General features: G+C 60.1%; 16 protein-coding genes. 4 read left to right on the top strand and 12 right to left on the bottom strand.

Features of this window, described 5'->3' with window-relative positions; genetic code table 11:
• Nucleotides 1-39: 39 nt before the first annotated feature.
• Genes ubiB through ubiE form a run of 3 tightly spaced genes read right to left on the bottom strand, consistent with a single transcriptional unit; the run spans nucleotide 40 to nucleotide 3034 of the window.
• Nucleotides 40-1644 carry a ubiquinone biosynthesis regulatory protein kinase UbiB gene (ubiB, locus tag V6M90_RS01365; RefSeq protein WP_141063087.1) on the bottom strand — a complete coding sequence of 535 codons (1605 nt, stop codon included), beginning with the start codon at nucleotides 1642-1644 and terminating at the stop codon, nucleotides 40-42.
• Nucleotides 1641-2264 (bottom strand): ubiquinone biosynthesis accessory factor UbiJ, encoded by a 624-nt coding sequence (locus V6M90_RS01360; RefSeq protein WP_003171185.1) that lies wholly within the window; start codon nucleotides 2262-2264, stop codon nucleotides 1641-1643. The genes ubiB and V6M90_RS01360 overlap by 4 nt, the downstream gene beginning before the upstream one ends.
• On the bottom strand, nucleotides 2264-3034 hold the full coding sequence (gene ubiE / locus V6M90_RS01355) for a bifunctional demethylmenaquinone methyltransferase/2-methoxy-6-polyprenyl-1,4-benzoquinol methylase UbiE (protein WP_003171186.1): 771 nt from the start codon (nucleotides 3032-3034) through the stop codon (nucleotides 2264-2266). Before ubiE ends, V6M90_RS01360 begins: the two co-directional genes overlap by 1 nt.
• A gap of 144 nt (nucleotides 3035-3178) precedes the next feature.
• Between ubiE and V6M90_RS01350 the strand changes: the two genes are divergently transcribed.
• The 3 genes from V6M90_RS01350 to V6M90_RS01340 all read left to right on the top strand — a co-directional run bounded on the left by V6M90_RS01350 (nucleotide 3179) and on the right by V6M90_RS01340 (nucleotide 4906).
• Nucleotides 3179-3454: a polyhydroxyalkanoic acid system family protein gene (locus tag V6M90_RS01350; RefSeq protein WP_003171187.1), complete on the top strand. Its 276-nt coding sequence runs from the start codon at nucleotides 3179-3181 to the stop codon at nucleotides 3452-3454.
• Between the two features lie 105 nt (nucleotides 3455-3559).
• A complete protein-coding gene (locus tag V6M90_RS01345; protein ID WP_003171189.1) occupies nucleotides 3560-3982 on the top strand; it encodes a phasin family protein in 423 nt (140 codons plus the stop codon).
• Nucleotides 3983-3994: 12 nt separating this feature from the next.
• Nucleotides 3995-4906, top strand: coding sequence for a phasin family protein (locus V6M90_RS01340; protein ID WP_141063084.1), 912 nt, complete (start codon nucleotides 3995-3997; stop codon nucleotides 4904-4906).
• Nucleotides 4907-4975: 69 nt separating this feature from the next.
• On the opposite strand, the gene V6M90_RS01335 is transcribed toward V6M90_RS01340, so the two are convergent.
• From V6M90_RS01335 to V6M90_RS01295, 9 genes are all read right to left on the bottom strand, one after another.
• Complete coding sequence (locus tag V6M90_RS01335; RefSeq protein ID WP_141063083.1) at nucleotides 4976-5935, bottom strand: fimbrial protein; 960 nt, start codon at nucleotides 5933-5935, stop codon at nucleotides 4976-4978.
• Nucleotides 5936-6005: 70 nt separating this feature from the next.
• Nucleotides 6006-6527 carry a fimbrial protein gene (locus tag V6M90_RS01330; protein WP_003171192.1) on the bottom strand — a complete coding sequence of 174 codons (522 nt, stop codon included), beginning with the start codon at nucleotides 6525-6527 and terminating at the stop codon, nucleotides 6006-6008.
• 18 nt (nucleotides 6528-6545) lie between these two features.
• Entirely contained in the window at nucleotides 6546-7493 is a 948-nt protein-coding gene (locus tag V6M90_RS01325; protein WP_332845972.1) for a fimbrial protein, read from the bottom strand.
• A gap of 35 nt (nucleotides 7494-7528) precedes the next feature.
• Nucleotides 7529-8056, bottom strand: a complete 528-nt coding sequence (locus tag V6M90_RS01320; protein ID WP_141063080.1) for a fimbrial protein — start codon at nucleotides 8054-8056, stop codon at nucleotides 7529-7531.
• Between the two features lie 18 nt (nucleotides 8057-8074).
• Complete coding sequence (locus V6M90_RS01315; protein ID WP_003171195.1) at nucleotides 8075-9037, bottom strand: fimbrial protein; 963 nt, start codon at nucleotides 9035-9037, stop codon at nucleotides 8075-8077.
• Between the two features lie 65 nt (nucleotides 9038-9102).
• Entirely contained in the window at nucleotides 9103-11679 is a 2577-nt protein-coding gene (locus tag V6M90_RS01310) for a fimbria/pilus outer membrane usher protein (RefSeq protein WP_003171196.1), read from the bottom strand.
• Between the two features lie 172 nt (nucleotides 11680-11851).
• Nucleotides 11852-12619, bottom strand: coding sequence for a fimbrial biogenesis chaperone (locus V6M90_RS01305; protein WP_003171197.1), 768 nt, complete (start codon nucleotides 12617-12619; stop codon nucleotides 11852-11854).
• A 7-nt stretch (nucleotides 12620-12626) separates the two neighbouring features.
• A complete protein-coding gene (locus V6M90_RS01300; protein WP_141063078.1) occupies nucleotides 12627-13403 on the bottom strand; it encodes a fimbrial biogenesis chaperone in 777 nt (258 codons plus the stop codon).
• A 93-nt stretch (nucleotides 13404-13496) separates the two neighbouring features.
• Nucleotides 13497-14078: a fimbrial protein gene (locus V6M90_RS01295; RefSeq protein ID WP_003171201.1), complete on the bottom strand. Its 582-nt coding sequence runs from the start codon at nucleotides 14076-14078 to the stop codon at nucleotides 13497-13499.
• A gap of 382 nt (nucleotides 14079-14460) precedes the next feature.
• On the opposite strand from V6M90_RS01295, the gene V6M90_RS01290 reads away from it, so the two are divergent.
• Nucleotides 14461-15123 (top strand): response regulator transcription factor, encoded by a 663-nt coding sequence (locus V6M90_RS01290; RefSeq protein ID WP_042945562.1) that lies wholly within the window; start codon nucleotides 14461-14463, stop codon nucleotides 15121-15123.
• Nucleotides 15124-15127 lie beyond the last annotated feature (4 nt).

Genomic DNA, 15127 nt, shown 5'->3' with positions numbered 1-15127 from the left:
TCGGCTCCGGCAATTTGCGACAGTGTATAACCGGATTGGCTATCGACGCACGATCAGATAAATACCCACGGCGACCATGATGCCAGCCGGCCAGTGGCCCAGCTGATTCAACGGGCCGCCAATCGCCAGCATGACCCCGCCCACCAGGTGCGCGGCGCCGAGCAGGCGCAGGAACCAATCGTCCTTGCGCCTGCGCCACGGTGGTTCCGGGTCCTTGGCGTGCGGCTGGGACATGCGCTCGAGCAGGTCGCGGGTCATGTTGGCCAGGTGCGGCAGTTGTTCCATCTGGCTGTGCAGGTTGCCCAGCACGGTCTTGGGGCTCATGCGCTCGCGCATCCAGCGTTCCAGGAACGGCTGCGCGGTGTTCCACAGGTCGAGGTCCGGGTACAGCTGGCGGCCCAGGCCTTCGATGTTGAGCAGGGTTTTCTGCAAAAGCACCAGCTGCGGTTGCACTTCCATATTGAAGCGTCGCGCGGTCTGGAACAGGCGCATCAGAACCTGGCCAAATGAAATATCTTTTAACGGCTTTTCAAAGATCGGCTCGCACACGGTGCGTATCGCCGCTTCGAATTCGTTGAGCTTGGTTTCCGCCGGCACCCAGCCCGAGTCGATGTGCAGCTGCGCGACACGGCGGTAGTCACGCTTGAAAAAAGCGAACAGGTTGCGCGCCAGGTAATCCTGGTCTTCGGGGGTGAGGCTGCCGACGATGCCGCAGTCGATCGCAATATACTGCGGACTCCACGGGTTGACGGTGCTGACGAAGATGTTGCCGGGGTGCATGTCGGCGTGGAAGAAACTGTCGCGGAACACCTGGGTGAAGAAGATCTCCACGCCACGTTCGGCGAGCATCTTCATGTCGGTGCGCTGGTCGGCCAGGGTCGCGAGGTCGGTGACCTGCACGCCGTAGATGCGCTCCATCACCAGTACCTTGGGGCGGCACCAGTCCCAATACACCTGCGGCACGTACAGCAGCGGCGAGCCTTCGAAGTTGCGCTTGAGCTGGCTGGCGTTGGCCGCTTCGCGCAGCAGGTCGAGTTCGTCATAGATGGTTTTTTCGTAGTCGGCGACCACGTCCACCGGGTGCAGCAGGCGTGCATCGGCGCTGAAGCGCTCGGCGGCGCGGGCGAGGATGAACAGCCACGCCAGGTCCTGGCCGATGATCGGCTTGAGGCCGGGGCGGATCACCTTCACCACCACTTCTTCGCCGCTCTTGAGCTGCGCGGCGTGCACTTGCGCCACCGAGGCCGAGGCCAGCGGCTCGACGTCGAAGCGACTGAACACTTCGCTGATCGGCTTGCCCAACTGTGCTTCGATCAACGCCATCGACTGCTTGGAATCGAACGGCGGTACGCGGTCCTGCAACAGCATCAGTTCGTCGGCGATGTCTTCGGGCAGCAGGTCGCGGCGGGTGGACAGAATCTGCCCGAACTTGATGAAGATCGGTCCCAGGTCCTGTAGCGCCAGGCGCAGGCGCGCGCCACGGCTCAGCTCCAGTTGTTTGCGGGGGAACCAGCGCCACGGCAGTACGTAGCGTACCGCGAGCAGGAACCACGGCAGGGGCAGGGCGAACAGCAGGTCATCGAGACGGTAGCGGATTACGACGCGCTGGATACGAAACAAACGGCGGACGGCGAGCAGCTTCATGCGTTATCGCTTGGATCAAGGGAACGGCTCAGGCGCTCGAAGCGCGCCTCAAGGCGTTCCAGGTCGATTTTGGCCTTGTCGAGTTCACGAAAGCGCGCTTGCGCTTCCCGCTGCCCGACCAGGGTGCGCGATTCTTCGCTCAGGTATTCGGCGAGGTTCTGGTTGAGGCTGGCGAACCCTTGCTGGTACCAGCGCGAGCGGCTGCGCAGGTGCCCGCTGATCAACTGAGTGGCGACGGGGCCGATCCAGCGTGACAGCTCGTATTCCCAATCCAGCTCCAGGTCCTGCAGCACGGCGGCCAGGTCCATCAGCACCGCGCTGTCGCCTTCCAGTTCCACTTCCGGGCCGTGCAGGATCGCGCTCTTGTTGCGGCTCAAGGCCAGGTGCAACAGGTTCGATGCCGGCGCGCGCAGGGTGCAGTCGGCGTCGGCGGCCCAATGGCTGGCGAGCAGCAGGCCTTCATCGCTGGGCAGGATAAACAGCTGCAAGGCGGGGCTGGTGCAGTCGACAACAATGATCTTGCCGTTCAAGTGCGCGAGCCGCGCCAGGGCGGTACTGTCCAGGCGCAGCACACGGTTGAGGCCGTGTTCGACGCTGGCGAGCAGGCCTTGCAGCAGCATCAGGGCTTGATGCCGCGGTGCAGGGCGACGATGCCGGAGGTCATGTTGTGGTAGGTCACGCGGTCGAAACCGGCCTCTACCATCATCGACTTCAGGGTTTCCTGATCGGGGTGCATGCGGATCGATTCGGCCAGGTAGCGGTAGCTCTCGGCATCGTTGGTGATCAGCTTGCCCATCAGCGGCATGAACGCGAAGGAGTAGGTGTCGTAGACCTTGGACATCAGCGCATTGGTCGGCTTGGAGAACTCCAGCACCAACAGGCGGCCACCCGGCTTGAGCACGCGCAGCATCGAGCGGATCGCGTCTTCCTTGTGGGTGACGTTGCGCAGGCCGAAGGCGATGGTCACGCAGTCGAAATGGTTGTCGGGGAACGGCAGCTTTTCCGCGTCGGCCTGCACGAATTCGATATTGCCGGCCACGCCTTTGTCGAGCAGGCGGTCGCGGCCGACCTTGAGCATCGAGCCGTTGATGTCCGCCAGCACCACCTGGCCGGTGGGGCCGACGAGCTTGGAGAACTTGGCCGCCAGGTCACCGGTGCCACCGGCGATGTCGAGCACGCGGTTGCCGGTGCGTACGCCCGACAACTCGATGGTGAAGCGCTTCCACAGGCGGTGCATGCCGCCCGAGAGTACGTCGTTCATCAGGTCGTACTTGGCCGCGACGGAGTGGAACACCTCAGCGACTTTTTCCGCCTTTTGGCTTTCCGGGACGTTCTTGAAACCGAAGTGAGTGGTGGGTTCGGCATCGCTGCCTTTGCGCTGATCAGTCATATCGCTGTCACCAAAAGAGAATGCGGGACATGATAATCCCCAGGGCCTGCTTTGTCTTGGCAAGGCTGCAGGTAAGATAGGTGCTTATCGAGACCTTTTGCCGCATCGAAGGTTTCCACGTCCCTTTAAAGAGGAGCCATTGCAATGGCCCGTATTTCCGTTGAGCGTGCACATTCCCTGGGTAAAGAAGGCGCTCGGGCGAAGGCCGACAAGTTGGCGCAAAAACTCAAGGATCAATATGGCCTTGAACCGTCGTGGTCCGGCGATACCTTGAACCTCAAGCGCTCCGGGGTTAAAGGCACGGTAACAGTGGCCGATGATTCGCTGCGCATCGATGTGGAACTGGGCCTGTTGATGTCGGCCATGAGTGGCACGATCAAGTCCGAAATCGAGAAGGCACTGGACAAGGCATTGGCTTGAACTGAAGGTCGTTAGGGTGCCGATTCTAATTTTTAACCCTACTTTGTGCCCAAGCCCTCAACTCCTGCGGGCCGTTCCTCCACCCTATCCTGCGTGAGGTGCACCATGGCCAACGTTATTTTGAAGAAAAAAATCGACGCTCAAACCACTGCCTTGAGTGACGTTAAACGCTATGCCCGCAAGATCTGGCTGGCCGGTCTGGGGGCTTATGCCAAGGTCGGCAGCGAGGGCGGCGAGTACTTCAGAGAGCTGGTCAAGAGCGGTCAACATGTTGAAAGTAAAGGTAAAAAAGTTGCCATTGAACAACTCGATGCCGCCAACAGTCAGATTGACCAAGTAAAGAGTAATGTCTCCAACGTCAAAGGTCTGGTAGAAGTTCAGTTGGATAAAGTTGAAAAAGCTTTTGACACGCGTGTTGCAAGTGCCTTGAATCGAATCGGCATTGCGTCTAAACATGACGTGGAGACACTCTCTGCTAAGCTCGAAGAGCTGACGGCATTGCTCGAACGTGTCGCGCGCAAACACTAAGGAGACATCGGGATGGCTGTTAAAAAGACTACTCAAAAAGAAGGCAGCTCGTGGGTCGGGGAAGTTGAAAAATATTCCCGCAAGATCTGGCTGGCTGGTTTAGGCGTGTATTCGAAGGTGAGCAGTGACGGCGGTAAATACTTCGAGACTTTGGTCAAGGACGGCGAGAAGGCCGAGAAGTTGACCAAAAGCACAGTCGGTAAAAAAGTTGAAGCGGCCAAGGCCACTGCCGGTTCCGCCAAGTCGAGCATTTCTGACACTTGGGGCAAGTTGGAAGAAACTTTCGACAAGCGCCTCAACAGTGCCATTTCGCGATTGGGCGTGCCCAGCAAAGCTGAATTGAAAACGCTGCACAGCAAGGTCGATACGCTGACCAGGCAAATCGAAAAACTCACCGGCGCCAAAGTGGCTCCGGCGAAAACCGCAGCGGCCAAACCGGCGGCCAAGCCCGCCGCTAAAACCGCAGCCGCCAAGCCCGCTGCGAAAACCGCTGCCAAACCCCTGGTGAAAGCGGCGGCCAAGCCGGCTGCAAAACCAGCGGCCAAGGCCCCTGCCAAAGCCGCCGCTAAACCTGCGACCAAGCCAGCAGCGAAAACCGCAGCGGCCAAACCCGCCACCAAGACTGCCGCCAAGCCTGTAGCCGCTAAAGCGGCTGCCAAGCCGGTGGCCAAGGCGGCGGCGAAACCTGCGGCCAAGCCAGCTGCCGCCAAGCCGGCTGCCAAGTCCGCCGCGAAACCAGCAGCCAAACCTGCTGCCGCGAAGAAACCGGCCGTCGCGAAAAAACCAGCGGCCTCCAAGCCTGCTGCCACGGCCAAGCCAGCGACCCCGGTCGCTTCGAGCGCCAACTCGGTGTCCGCGCCGACGCCTGCTGCTGTCACCCCGACTGCGACGCCGGTAACCCCGACGCCATCCAGTCAGTCCTGATCCTTTCAGGACGCACAAAAAAACGCCCGGCCTGTGAAGGTCGGGCATTTTTTTGCCAGCGTGAACCACTCAGTTATAGGTAATGTTCACGGTGGTAGTACTGGCCAGTGAGCCTTGGCGCACCGTGCCGGTCTTGAAATACGCAGCCCCCAGCGGCAACACCGCACGGTCGTTGTAAACCGCAACGGTGCGAGCGCTGTCGGTGCCGTCTGCGCGCAGGGTCTGGTTTGCTCCGCCAATGCGTGAGTACAGCCACAGGGCGATACCTGCGGCCGTACCGGTATTGGCGAAGCGCCAGGTATCGCCCACGGCAGGGGTGCCGGTAAAACGGAAGGTGACACTGGAGGCATTGCTGCAGTTGGCGGTTAAGTCAAAATTACGCGCACCGGCGGAAGTGGCATTTTGAAAGGCGCTGGCCTTCACGGAGTCGAGCGTAATGGTACGGCTGACGTCACCGGCCGCCAGATCGCACGTAGCGGCCGGATCGACGAAGCGTATCGCGTTATTGAGCTGTTTCAGAATACGCCCCCGACTCCCATCCAGCATCGAGTCCTGAAGACTTCCGCCAGGCAATGTTCCGGTGGTGACGGGGCCGGTTTTGTAGAACTCCGCCCGTAACGTTGTGATGAAGTGAGTGTAGGTACTGTTTGAGGGCCAGGTTCGACTGCCATTGCGCAATGACACGCTGTAGGCCGGCTCATAGTTGTCGCTTTGTATGATCCTCATGCCGATGCCGGGCACATTCGTGTGATAGATCTCTCCGCCCGGCGCGGACATGCTGGTTGAAAAGCGTCCGGTCCAGACCTGATACATGCCAGTGCCGCATCTGAATACAAGGTTTGGAAAAGGACCGTTGAACGCCTGGCTGGTGATCAGCCCGCCGACCGGAAGGGATTTCTGTACGGTGATGGTGCTGGGAAAGGACACGCCGTATTGGACATTCGGGTAGGCATTGCATAACGCCTTGGCGCTGATCGGCAGGCCGGTGGTCAGCAGTGCGGTTATCAATTTCAGGGTGGAATGCTGCATCTGTGGCTCCATGAAAACAGGGCGTTTGTTCGTTCGCGATGCACCGGCCTTGGCGGTCGCGCCAATCCTCCTAGTTATAAGTAATCGAAACAGTGGCAGTACTGACCAGCGTGCCCTGGCTCACGGCCGCGGTTTTGAAATACCCGGCGCCCAGCGGCAATATCGCGCGATTGCTGGACGTCGCAATTGTGCGCGTGTTGTTGGTGTTGTTGGCCCGAATGGTCTCGTTCACCCCGCCAATGCGCGAATACAACGCCAACGCTATGCCATTAGCGGTGCCGGTGTTGGCGAAACGCCAGTTGCTGATCGGGTCAGGTGTGCCCGTGAACCGAAAGATAACGTTGCGCAGATCCGATTCGCACTCGGCGGAAATCTCGAAATCAAACGCGCCGGCGATGGTGGCCGAATCGAAGTCCGACACCTTGACGGGCGGCAGGGTAATGGTGCGGTTCACATCGCCGGCAGCCAGGTTGCACGTGCCCGCGTCGATCCGGCCGGCAAACGTCAGGATGCCGGTGGTGGCGGCTTGGGTCGTGGTGGCGGCCAGGGTCGCAGTGATTGCCAACAGCAGAGGTAGCGTTCGAATGCTCATCAAAGAGTCCTCAGGTTTTTAGTTATAAGTGATATTGACGGTGGCGGTACTGGCCAGCGTGCCTTGGCGAACCGTACCGTTCTTGAAATACGCGGCGCCCAGCGGCAATACCGCACGGTTGTTGGACACCGCAACGGTGCGAGCGCTGTCGGTGCCGTCTGCGCGAATGGTCTGATTCGTCCCGCCAATGCGTGAGTACAACCACAACGCGATACCCTCGGCATTGCCGGTATTGGCGAAGCGCCAGGCATCGCCCACGGCAGGTGTACCGGTAAAGCGGAAGGTGGTAGTGGAGGCGTCGGTGCAGTTCGCCGTTAATTCAAAGTCGCGTGCGCCTGCGGATTGGGCATTTTCAAATGCGCTGACTTTTACAGGATCCAGTGTAATGGTGCGGTTGACGTCGCCGGCAGCCAGATCGCAGGTAGCGGAGGGTCTGATAAAACGTACTGAGTTTCCAAGCAGCAGGGTGAAACGCTCTGGGCGAATGTGATTGTCCATTCCGTCCACGCGCAGGGTTCCAGCAGGTACCACTCCGTCGGTTACGGGCCCGATTTTGTAAAACCTCAACTGCCCGGCGATGAAGCTGGGAATTATCCCGGTGAACGGGGCTTGTTGATTATGCATTGCATAGAAATTGCTTATCCCCCGGGCATCCGTGAGGTTAAGGCGTACACCGACACCTTGGACCTCGGTGCGATAGATCAGTGTGCCTGGCTGGGTTGTCTGGTAGCGCCCGGTGATAATTCTTTGCGTCCAAGTGGAGCAGTCCATAAAGAAGGCGGGGGCCGTACCGCTGAATGAACGGCTGATGATTTCACCGTTCACCGGGATACTGTCCGGCACGGTTATCGTGCTGGGTAGGTTGAGAGTAAGCGTGGCGTTCTGATACCTGTCACAGGCCGCTTGAGCCGTGATAGGCAGGCAGAAGACCGTCAGTGTTGAAATGAGTGTAATGACGTGTTTCATTTCAGTGCCGAACGAGGAGTAACCCCCCTTCTTCCTCAGTTGTAAGTGATCGCAACGGTGACGGTGCTGGCCAGGGTGCCTTGGGTAATGGCTGCACCGGTTTTGTGATACGCCCCTCTGAGGGGGATCACGGCCTTTTTGTTAGTCGTGGCAATCGTTCGACTGCGCTGGGCGGCGGTGCCGTTTGCCGGGATAACGTAGAGCGGGGATGAGCGATGCGCCAAGTAAAGGGCGATGCCACCCGAGGTGCCGGTATTGGAAAACAGTGCGGGATTGCCGGCGGATGCCGTACCAGCGAACAGGAAAATGACGTTGCGCAGATCCGATTCGCAATCAGCGGTGAGTTCGAAATCATGCGCGCCTGCGCTGGTGTTGGCATCGAAGTCGGAAATCTTGACGGGCGGCAGCGTGATGGTGCGGTTTACGTCGCCAGCGGCAAGGTTGCAGGTGCCGGCGTTGACCTGGCCGGTAAATCTCAAGGTGCCGGTGGTTGCCGCCTGGGCGGGTTGGGCGGCCAGTGCCGCAGTGGTTGCCAGCAACAGGGAGAGCATTGGAATTCGCATCGGAGCGTCCTCGGGGTTTCAGTTATAGGTGATGTTGACGGTGGCGGTACTGGCGAGCGTGCCTTGGCTGACCGTACCGGTTTTGAAGTACGCGGCGCCCAGGGGCAGGACCGCGCGGTTACTCGATACCGTGACGGAGCGAGCACTGTCGGTGCCGTTGGCACGAATGGTTTGGTTCGTTCCGCCAATGCGTGAATACAGCCACAGCGAGATCCCCCCGGCCGTGCCGGTATTGGCGAAACGCCAGGTATCCGCCACGGCGGGTGTGCCGGAGAAGCGAAAGGTGACATTGGAGGCGTTGGTGCAGTTGGCCGTTAACTCGAAGTCGCGGGCGCCTGCGGAACTTGCGTTCTCAAATGCGCTGACTTTGACGGTGTCGAGGGTGATGGAACGGTTGACGTCGCCGGTGGCCAGATCGCAGGTGGCGGTCGGGTTAACGAAGCGTATCGAGTTGTTGAGCAGCATCTGGTGGCGCCCTTGGATGCTATCCCATCGATGGTCATGAAGGTTCCCGCTGGGAACGGTACCCGTGGTAACCGGACCTATTTTATAAAATTGCAACTGTAGGCTGCGATAACCATAGGGAAAGTTCCCGGGGTGCATTGTCCAATCCATGCTCGCCAGCGTCGCATTCCCAATTTGCCCGCTAGGCAACGTCACCTGGATTTGCATGCCGATGCCAGGCACGTTGGTTTTATAAAGGTAGGGCATATTTGGGAGTGCTCCACCTCCCGCGCCGCCATATCTGCCGATGATCGTTCTCAGGGTCGGTGTGGGGCAGTTCATCTGAAAAGTTGGGAAAGGTCCGTTAAACACCGCGCTTGTAATCAGGCCCCCAACGGGCAGAGAGCTCGGCACGCTGACGGTGGTCGGAAACGAGACCCCGTTGGAAAAATTGGGGTATGGACTGCAAGCCGCCTGAGCGGTGATAGGCAGAGTTAAAATCAGCAGCGCCAACATCAACGTAGTGGATTGCTTCATGTGTTTTCCCCGTAAAAAATCAAGCGCATAAATAAGTATGGCGACGTCGGTGCCGATTGGGTTTTTCAGGCAGGCGCGTTGGCGCTATACGCCCTGCACGTCCCTGCATCCAACTGAAGCAACCGTTTGGCGGTCTCCGAGGAAGGCTTCGTACTTAAGTCATAACTCACCCGACATTTGGCATCGGCATGCGGCCCCCACTGGACCATCAGGTGCCCCTGGGACCGGGCCACGCGCACAAACGCTTTCCCGCCCTGCCCGACAATCCCGACGCTGGCCCCGTTTTCATCGAACACATCCGACCCAAACGGCAGCGGGCTACCGTCTTCGCGCAGCGCGGTGATCAACAGGGCCTGGCCGCTGACGGTCTCGAATTGCAGCTTCACCACCGAGCCGGCGCGCGGTGCGACGTTTTGTGCGGCGCTCTTGAGCTCCACATCGACGGAAAGGTCCTTGGGGTCCAGCTCGACCACGTTCTGGCGGTACGGCGTGAGGTGAGGCACCACGGCGAAGCCGCTTTTGCCTACTTGCGCGCTGTGGTTGCCGTTGATGCGTGCGCCCTGGGCATCGGGAGCCTGGACAATGCCGAGGGTGTCGCCCAGCTCCGGGGCGAAGGTCACGCCGCCGGCATGGGCGACGATGCCGCCGGTCATGCCCAGGGAGGTCGAGCGGTAAGCATTGCTCTGACCATAACTGGCCGATAGCACGCCGACACTGGCCTGGTATTTCACGTCGGCGCTGGTGGCGTTGCCATTGCCCTGGCTGCGGCTGGTATCCACGCCGTAGGTGAACTCGCTGCGCTCGCCCAGGCTGCCACCCAGGCTTACGCGTTCACCGCTGCTCTGGTTGCCGCGATAGGCACTGGTCGTCAGGGTGGGCGAACGTGGCGTGCTGCCCAGGGGCAGGCTGAGGGTCAGATCGATTTGTTTGTCGACCTGGCCACTGAGCAAATCATGGGTACGCTGGGCGCTGACTGTGTAGTGCAGGCCCTTCCAGGACGCGGCGTACCCCGTGGTGAAGGTCAGGTTGCCGCCTTTGCGGTTCCAATAATTTTGCGATGAACCGGTGAGGTAGACCGAACCGTTGCCCAGGCTTTGGTTGAGGCTGATGTCCATCCTGTCGCGCAGGCGTGAGACGTTATCCAGGCTGCGCCCGTCGAGGGCGAGGTCGCGTACGCGTGCGGCGTCGGCGACGCTCAGGAAGCCTTCGGTGGAGTAGCGGTAGGCACCGAGGGCAAAGTGGGTGCCGGTATCGGCGAAGTTCTTGCTGTAGCGCAGTTGCACGCTTTGCCCGTCACGCGAGCCATGCCCCGGAAGGTGAGCGCTGGAGCGGGTCAGGTCAAACGACAGCGCGCCCAGCGGCGTATTGAACGCGGCCCCCAGCAGTTGCGAGTTGTAATCCTGGCCCACGACCGTGCCGGTGTAGCCGGTCAGCAGGTTGCTCAGGCCGTGCTGGTAAGTCGCTTGCATCAGCGTGGGCGGATGGCGCAGGCCGATTTCATCCAGTTGGCCGACACTCAGCGCATAGCGGCGGTTGCCGGGGCGCAGCAGATTGGCGTTGGCGGCGAACGGCACGATAAATTCGCGCTGGCGCCCGTCGGCCTCGGTGACGGTGACGTTCAGGTCGCCGCCGTAACCGGTTGGGAACAAGTCGTTGAGCACGAACGGGCCCGGCGGCACCGACACCTCATCCAGCAGCACGCCGCGCTGGCGCACGGTGACCCGGGCGTTGGTCTCGGCGATGCCGCGCACCACCGGCGCAAAACCGGTCTGGGAGTCGGGCAGCATGCGGTCATCGCTGAACAGGCTGGCCCCGCGCAGGCGCACGCTGTCGAACAGCTCGCCGCCGGTGTAGATCTCGCCCGCCATCAGCTGGGATTTGAGCATGCCCAATTCGCGCTGCACATAGGTCGAGCTGCCTTGATAACCCGCACTGGTTTCGGCTTGGCTGTAGCTGCCGTTGTGGCGCCAGTGCCAGTCGCCCAGGTTGAGGCCGGCATTGAGGCCCAGGTAATGCGAGTCGAGCGAGCGACCGCTGGTGCGCGTGGTAAAGGTATTGGCGTTGTAGCGCACGAAGGCGGCGTCGATGCCGCTGTCCCAGTGGCGTGGGTCGACGTAGCCGCGCACCTTGCGTGACAGGAAGAGCTGCGGAATCTGCAGGTCCAGGCGGTTCTCGCCGTTGTCGAACAGGCTGATGGCACCGGGCAGGTAAGTGGCGATATCGGCGCAGCTGTCGAAGGGTAACGCCGGGGTAGTGTCGGCTTCGACGGAGCGTCGTTCGACGGCGTCCAGGTCAACGCCGAACCTGAGCAACGCCTCGCGTTCCAGGCACAGTTGCGCGGAGTCCTGGTCGTTCACTGCGACGAAGGTCAGACTTTCACGGCCGATCCACTGGCCATTGAGGTAAACCTCGGCACGGTAGCTGCCGGGCAGTACGATATTGCCCCGACTGAACTTTGAAACATCGACCTGCAGGCCGCCCGCGCCATCAGGAAAGAAGGCCGGGTTGAACTCGACGTCCTCGGCAGCCTGGACGCCCGCGACCTGCGCGACGCCGAGCAGCAAAAGGCAGCGCGTCGTCAGCGTCAGGCGACCACGTATCAGGGACCAGTTTCTTGCGCTGACGCGGATGTTCAGACTCATGTTTACCGTTTTCCAAATAGGTACTGTCCGAATGCGGGCGAACAGGGGCCCTGCCTCGATAAAAAGGCATCGATCGAACGGGTGTCATGCAGTGATTGACTCGCTCCGCCGGCTTGGCCACGTGCCGGTCGAGTGGCGCAACGCTAGGACGGGTGGTCGCGCATCCGGACGGTCATGACGAGACCTTCGCGCTGTGGGCAACCTTGAGGCCGAAATCGTCGAGCGTGTGGAACTCCACGGTCGTTGCGCTGTTGGGCGGCGATTTGAGGCTGGGCAGCTCAAAGCGGTTGCGGCTGCCGGGCATCACCATGTTGTCGCCGTCGGCCGCGCCGTTCTTGCGTGTATGGCGCTGCCCTGCGTCCACCACGTCGATCTGCTCGAAGGTCACGTGGTAAGGCGTGGGGTTATAGACTTCAAGCGCCTGGCCCTGCTCTGTGGCGATGCGACGCCATTGCAGTTTTGCAGGCGCATCCTCGACGGCGTACGGCAGGTTTGGCGGACGCAAAAACAGTTTGATCCGCGAGCGGAAGGCGAGCTGCAACTGGTTGCGTTCCTGAGCCCCTTGCGATTGTGAAGGCACCTCCAGCACGTTGAACCAGAACAGGCTTTCCTGCGTCGACGGCAGGGCCTCGCCCGTATAGGCCAGGCGCACCACTTGTTGCTTGCCCGGTTCCATGCGGAAGATCGGCGGCGTCGCAACAAAAGGGATCCCGCCCAGTTCCGGCGTCGAGTGCTCGTTGCCGTCGTCCAGCCAGGCCTGGATCAGCACCGGCGACTGGTTCTTGCTTTCCAGGCGCACCGTCACTTCCTTGGCGTTCTGCGGGTAGACGATCCGGGTGCTGTTGATGACGACGCTCGCGTGGACTGAGGCGCTGACGAACAGCGCAAGCGTCAATGCGATGAGCTTGGCGGGCAGGTGTGAAATCGAGGCGGCGTTCATGGGAGGCTCATCGTGCGTCTGAAAAGGGCAGGTCAACCGAATGGCGCACGCGGGCACCGAAGTCGCTGACGGTGGTGAACTCGACTTTGGCCGCGCGGACCGGGCGATCACGCAGCAGGGGCAGCGCAAAGCGTTTGACGTCGCCGGCCGGCATCAACAGGCTGTCGTTGGCCGCCTTGTTCGGCGTCTTGCTGAAGCGTCTGCCGTCACTGACCAGATCAACCGACGTCAGGGAGATGTGGTACGGCGTGGGGTTGGTCGCTTGCAGGGCAAACCCTTGGTCGTGGGGTACCAGTTTCCATTGCACTTTCGCCGGGGCGCTGCTCACCGAATAGGGCAGGGTTTGCGGACGCAGATAGACGCGCAGGCGGGTACGGAAGGCCAATTCGAGCTGGTTGTTTTGTGCTGCATCGGCTGAGCGTGGGGGCACTTCCAGCACATTCAGCCAGTACAGGCTTTCGCGGTCGGTGGGGGACGAACCGCCGATATGGCGCAGACGCACTGCCTGTTGCTGATTCGGCTCGATGCGAAAGATCGGCGGTGACAGGGTAAAGGGCGTTTGCGCGGTCGCCGGTGTCGAGTCCAGGTTGCCCGTATCCAGCCAGGTCTGAACCAGGGCGGGGCGGTCACCTTTATTCTCCAGGCGCACGACCACTTCCTGCTGTTCAGCGGGGTAGATCACACGTGTGCCGTAAATGATCACGCCGGCATGGGCGGGCAGCGCGTACATCAGCAACAACCCAAGGGCGCGGGTAGCGAAAGCGAGGCAGGCCATACTTTTCATCGTCTTCAGTGTTCTTCGAGTCCGGGAGAGGGACCTGCACGCCGGGTGCAGGTCTTTGCAGGCGGGGCCCGCCAGTGCGGGCCGTCGCTCCCTTTAGTCGGTGTACTGGACCATGAAGCCGACACGGGTTTTCACCGCACCTTCGGTGGAGGCTCCGCTGGCATACATTTGCGCTGCCAGCGGGATGACGGCCTGGTTGTCGGCGATCACCACACCTTCGGATTTTTCGGTGTAGACGTTGATCGGCGTGCCATCGCGGTTAGTCACTTCAACCTGGACATTCTTCGCGTTGGTGGTGTCGTTCGGGTCATCGTAACCGTCGATGTTCAAGCGCCCGGTGGCCACATCGATCGCCGCGCTGGTGGGGTCGAACGCAACCATCGCGGTACGGCCGTTGCTGCAACTGCCCTCGCCCGGCGCACCAATACGAATGGTGAAACCGGTCAGGTTGGCACGATCGCCGGGTTTGGCCAGGCGTGCGGCAGAGACGCCGCCCAGGTTGACGTTCTTGACCACAGAGCCCGACCCTGGCGGGGAGCCTTCAATGGTGCAGGTCACGTCGTTGACCTGACCGCTGAAGTTGATGGTGCCGTCGGGTGCGGCGTAGGTCGGTTGTGAAACACCGGCGGTCAGTACGACAGCGGCCGCTACGGCGGAGAGGGCATTGATTTTCATAGTATTCCTTATCGTGAGGTTGGCGGTTCCCGCCGCAAGTTAAGCGCTGCACTTGTATTTGTTGAAAAGCCAAATTTGGCGGGCGACGTAATGTGTCTCTAAAACACATTGACGCCTATAGATGGATAACGAATTTTGTCTCGTGATTATTCGAAAAGCGTCTAACTTTGCCATGGTTTTTAAAAGTAATTGTATTGAGTTTTTCTTGTAAGTTATGACTGTAGGAAAGCTCTGAAAGAGTGGCTGGTTGTTTTTCGGTGTTGATCCTCGGGGGTGGCTGCGATATACCGTGCTCGGAGCAACTAGGCATTGCTGGTAATGAGCGCCACTCACTTATGCGGGTTTTTTGATGCTTACTTCACATTCCACCCGGTATACCGTCATGCTGTTAGATAACCACGAGATGGTGCGGCAGGGTATTGAGTTGGGCCTTAACAAGGAGGCCGACATTGAAGTGATCGGCTCCTTCGGCAGCGGCAGGGAGTTGCTTGAGACGCTTGCCGTGCGGCTGGCGGATGTGGTGGTGATGGACTTTGCGCTGGGCTCGTCGGATATTGACGGCCTTAGCCTGATCCAGGCGCTGAATCGACGTTTCAAACAATGCCGGCCTATCGTCGTGTGTTCACACTACACCCCCGCGATTGTTTCATTGGCATTGAAAGCCGGAAGTTGGGGGGTGTTGGGAAAGAACGAAAAGTTGAGTGAATTGATTACGGCTATTCGAACGGCCGCGCAGGGCCGAGTTTACCTGCAGTCGTGCATGTTGTCGGTACTGCAAGGGCCGCAGTCGGTGTGTGAGGTGAAAAACCTAAAGTCGAAAGTTGAGGTTTCTACGCCGTTACAATTGAGCGCATGCCTCACGCCCAAAGAGCGGGAAGTATTGCGATGTTTTCTCGATGGTATGTCCGTGAGTTCAATTGCGGCAAAGTTTTCGCGCAGTACCAGTACCATTAGTACGCAAAAACAATCGGCATATCGAAAGCTGGGTATTAAAACCGATAGTGAGCTTTTCAAATTTACCCAGCACTTTAGAGGCGCGGGATGACGCA

Origin of the sequence: Pseudomonas lactucae (assembly GCF_036688725.1) — a bacterium.
Lineage (GTDB): Bacteria > Pseudomonadota > Gammaproteobacteria > Pseudomonadales > Pseudomonadaceae > Aquipseudomonas > Aquipseudomonas lactucae.
The sequence above is the reverse complement of the archived record's forward strand: the minus strand, read 5'-3'. Positions and strand labels throughout refer to the sequence as shown.

What these genes read in the sequence shown, in the direction of transcription:
- ubiB (WP_141063087.1), bottom strand. Translation starts at nt 1,644, where the DNA reads ATGAAGCTGCTCGCCGTCCGCCGTTTGTTTCGTATCCAGCGCGTCGTA.
- V6M90_RS01360 (WP_003171185.1), bottom strand. Translation starts at nt 2,264, where the DNA reads ATGCTGCTGCAAGGCCTGCTCGCCAGCGTCGAACACGGCCTCAACCGT.
- ubiE (WP_003171186.1), bottom strand. Translation starts at nt 3,034, where the DNA reads ATGACTGATCAGCGCAAAGGCAGCGATGCCGAACCCACCACTCACTTC.
- V6M90_RS01350 (WP_003171187.1), top strand. Translation starts at nt 3,179, where the DNA reads ATGGCCCGTATTTCCGTTGAGCGTGCACATTCCCTGGGTAAAGAAGGC.
- V6M90_RS01345 (WP_003171189.1), top strand. Translation starts at nt 3,560, where the DNA reads ATGGCCAACGTTATTTTGAAGAAAAAAATCGACGCTCAAACCACTGCC.
- V6M90_RS01340 (WP_141063084.1), top strand. Translation starts at nt 3,995, where the DNA reads ATGGCTGTTAAAAAGACTACTCAAAAAGAAGGCAGCTCGTGGGTCGGG.
- V6M90_RS01335 (WP_141063083.1), bottom strand. Translation starts at nt 5,935, where the DNA reads ATGCAGCATTCCACCCTGAAATTGATAACCGCACTGCTGACCACCGGC.
- V6M90_RS01330 (WP_003171192.1), bottom strand. Translation starts at nt 6,527, where the DNA reads ATGAGCATTCGAACGCTACCTCTGCTGTTGGCAATCACTGCGACCCTG.
- V6M90_RS01325 (WP_332845972.1), bottom strand. Translation starts at nt 7,493, where the DNA reads ATGAAACACGTCATTACACTCATTTCAACACTGACGGTCTTCTGCCTG.
- V6M90_RS01320 (WP_141063080.1), bottom strand. Translation starts at nt 8,056, where the DNA reads ATGCGAATTCCAATGCTCTCCCTGTTGCTGGCAACCACTGCGGCACTG.
- V6M90_RS01315 (WP_003171195.1), bottom strand. Translation starts at nt 9,037, where the DNA reads ATGAAGCAATCCACTACGTTGATGTTGGCGCTGCTGATTTTAACTCTG.
- V6M90_RS01310 (WP_003171196.1), bottom strand. Translation starts at nt 11,679, where the DNA reads ATGAGTCTGAACATCCGCGTCAGCGCAAGAAACTGGTCCCTGATACGT.
- V6M90_RS01305 (WP_003171197.1), bottom strand. Translation starts at nt 12,619, where the DNA reads ATGAACGCCGCCTCGATTTCACACCTGCCCGCCAAGCTCATCGCATTG.
- V6M90_RS01300 (WP_141063078.1), bottom strand. Translation starts at nt 13,403, where the DNA reads ATGAAAAGTATGGCCTGCCTCGCTTTCGCTACCCGCGCCCTTGGGTTG.
- V6M90_RS01295 (WP_003171201.1), bottom strand. Translation starts at nt 14,078, where the DNA reads ATGAAAATCAATGCCCTCTCCGCCGTAGCGGCCGCTGTCGTACTGACC.
- V6M90_RS01290 (WP_042945562.1), top strand. Translation starts at nt 14,461, where the DNA reads ATGCTGTTAGATAACCACGAGATGGTGCGGCAGGGTATTGAGTTGGGC.